General features: G+C 38.3%; 1 protein-coding gene and 1 pseudogene. Both read left to right on the forward strand.

The window, feature by feature from the left end; genetic code table 11:
- Positions 1-274 (forward strand): annotated as a pseudogene (locus AC1DUW_RS23720) (dioxygenase); the annotation flags it as partial.
- Positions 275-636: 362 nt separating this feature from the next.
- On the forward strand, positions 637-3,478 hold a 2,842-nt coding region (gene sucA, locus AC1DUW_RS23725), incomplete at its 3' end, for a 2-oxoglutarate dehydrogenase E1 component (RefSeq protein WP_477643610.1).

The following is a 3,478-nucleotide window of genomic DNA, read 5'->3' on the forward strand; positions in this document are numbered from 1 at the left end:
CTTTAACCATATTCAGGAAGATATGCATGTGGCAGAGGGATGGGCAATCAGTTTTGAGGAGTGGGTAGAAGAAAAGATCATGAATTGGGATATGGAGACTTTGGTTAACTATGAGCAAATGGCTCCTTATAGTAAAGATGCTGTACCTACAAAAGAGCATTTTATTCCATTAGTCATCGCCATGGGATCAGGAGATGACAACAAAAAGCCAAAGCTGTTACACCGGACTTTTCAATATGGGAATCTGAGTTTAACAGCTTGGCAGTTTGACTGATTTTAAAGGGTTTTTGGTATGGTAAGATATACCTGGTGATAATCAAAATGCAAAAATACAAAAATCTTTTTTTAGCGAAAAAGGACTTAAATGAGCAATAAAGTCTGTTAAAGGCGTAATATGACGAATTAAGCAGAAAAATAGTTTCAAAAAGGGTGAATAAAGTGTTTTAACCTTTGGATATTTCGACAAAAACATGTTAATATAACATCTGAAAACGTTTTATCCTTAAAAATTTTATTATTCAATAACCAAATTTGTTTATTATATATCATATATTTGGGGAAAATTTAGAAGTAAGAATTTGGGGATGGATAAAACGCAATGAAAAAAATTATGAGAAAAATTTGGGGGTTTACAAAATGACCATCAAGGACGCTAAGGCATACGACCCATGGAAAACTTTTTCAGGTCCAAACCTTGGGTATGTCATGGAGCAATACGATCTATTTCAAGCCAATCCGGAAGAAGTAGATCCGGAACTGAGAAACTTTTTTGAAGTATCAGGTCCTCCTTCATTTGATGTATCGGCTGAAGTAACTATCGGAAATGCACCAACTGTACAAACTGGAGAAGTTCTTCCTATGAAGAAAATAATGTCTGCAGTAAAATTAGCGGAAAATATCCGTGCATATGGACATCTAGCTGCAAATATTTATCCTTTAAAAGAAGAAGCATTAGACACGGAACAAATTCACTTCGAAAAATATGGGTTGACTGCAGATGATTTAAGAAAAATCCCGGCTGACTTTATTTGTCCCGAATCACCTAATGATGTGAAAGACGGATACGAAGCCGTACAATACCTAAAACAACTTTATACAAAAACGATAGCCTTTGAATTTCACCATGTTAATGACCTGGACGAAAAGCAATGGCTTACTGATATGGTCGAATCCGGAAACATGTTCCCGGAAGTGGCTAAAGAGAAAAAGGCATTATTACTTAAACGCTTGAATGAAGTTGAAGGGTTCGAAAAATTCCTTCATCGCACATATGTAGGGCAAAAACGTTTCTCTATTGAAGGACTAGATACTTTAGTACCGATTTTAGATGAAATGATTTCACAGACTGTTCAAAATGGAACTGGAAATGTAAATATTGCGATGGCTCACCGAGGACGTTTAAATGTACTTGCACATGTTCTAGGAAAACCATATGAGGTTATTTTTTCAGAATTCCAACATTCACCTAATAAAGATTTAGTTCCTTCCGAAGGTTCAACTGGCATTAATTACGGATGGACAGGAGATGTTAAATACCATTTAGGTCTGGATAAACAAATTACTAAAGCAAATATACAAAAAGCAAGAATTACTCTTGCGAATAACCCAAGTCACTTGGAAGTAGTTGGTCCAATCGTGGAAGGGTATTCTCGTGCGGCCCAAGAAGACCGTACAGAAAAAGGCTTCCCGGTTCAAGATATTTCAAAATCACTTGCAATCCTGATTCATGGTGATGCAGCATTCCCTGGTGAAGGAATTGTACCGGAAACGTTTAACTTAAGCCGTCTGCGCGGTTACCAAGTTGGCGGAGCTATTCATATCATCGCTAATAACATGATTGGTTTTACAACGGAAAGTGAAGATTCACGCTCAACTAAATATGCTAGTGATTTGGCTAAAGGCTTTGAAGTGCCTATCGTGCATGTGAATGCTGACGATCCAGAAGCATGTATGGCTGCAGTAAACCTTGCTAACCAATATCGCGAAAAATATAATAAAGATTTCTTGATCGATTTAATCGGTTACAGACGTTTCGGTCATAATGAAATGGATGAGCCATTGGTTACTCAACCTGAAATGTATGCATTGATTCATAAGCATCCAACAGTTAAAGAACTTTATGCTAATAAACTTATTCAATCTGGCGAGTTCACAGAAGATGAAGTTAAAACAGTGGCAGAGCAAGTAGATACAAAACTGGCAGATGCTTATGCGAGAATTTCTGGAAATAAACCAGAAGCTACTAAAGAATGTAACCCGCCGGGCATTATTGAAAAAGGACTTCCTACTATTGAAACAGCTGTATCAAAAGGAGAACTTGTTTCAATTAATGAAGAACTTGTTAAATGGCCAGAAGGATTTACACCTAATAAAAAATTAGGGAAAATCTTATCACGTCGCTTAGATTCATTTGGAGATGACGGTAAAATTGACTGGGCGCATGCTGAAACACTTGCATTTGCATCCATTTTGAATGACGGTACTCCAATTCGTCTAACTGGACAAGATTCAGAGCGTGGAACATTCGCACAGCGTAACATTATGTTGCATGACAGTGTTAATGGAAAAACATATTCACCACTTCACACACTTGAAACTGCTAAAGCTTCATTCGCTGTTCATAACAGCCCGCTTACTGAAACAGCAGTTCTAGCGTATGAATATGGTTATAATGTATTCGCACCTGAAACACTTGTTCTTTGGGAAGGTCAATTCGGTGACTTTGCAAATACAGCACAAGTAATCTTTGACCAATTTATCGCGGCAGGCCGTGCAAAATGGGGTCAAAGATCAGGTCTTGTTATGCTGCTTCCACACGGATATGAAGGACAAGGACCAGAGCATTCAAGTGCCCGCTTAGAACGTTTCCTTCAATTAGCAGCTGAAAACAACTGGACAGTTGCTAACTTAAGTTCGGCAGCTCAATACTTCCATATCCTTAGAAGACAAGCTAAAATACTGGAACAAGAGCAAGTACGTCCACTTGTCATCATGACACCGAAGAGTATGCTTCGTAATCAGGTGATGGCTTCTACAGCTGAAGAATTCAGTGTAGGTAGTTTTGAATCATTCGTAGAAACAAAAGCATTGGGCAAAAAACCAAAAGCAGTAGAGCGCATTGTTTTTGCAACAGGTAAATTGGTTGTTGAACTTCGTGAAAAAGCAGCAGCTGAAAAAAATACGGATTGGTTGCAAATCATCAGTATCGAAGAGATTTATCCATTCCCGTTCACTGGCGTTCAAGAAGCATTGAAAAAATATACGAACCTAAAAGAAATCTTCTGGGCACAAGAAGAACCGAAAAACATGGGAGCTTGGACATTTGTTGAACCTCGCTTAAATGCAGCGGCACCAGGTAACCTTTCTGTAACATATATCGGCAGAAAACGCAGATCCAGTCCGGCTGAGGGAGATCCACTAGTCCATAAAAACGAACAACAACGGATTATGACTCAAGCAATAACACGCAATAATGAGG

This window comes from Peribacillus sp. P4_C12 (genome assembly GCF_056402095.1).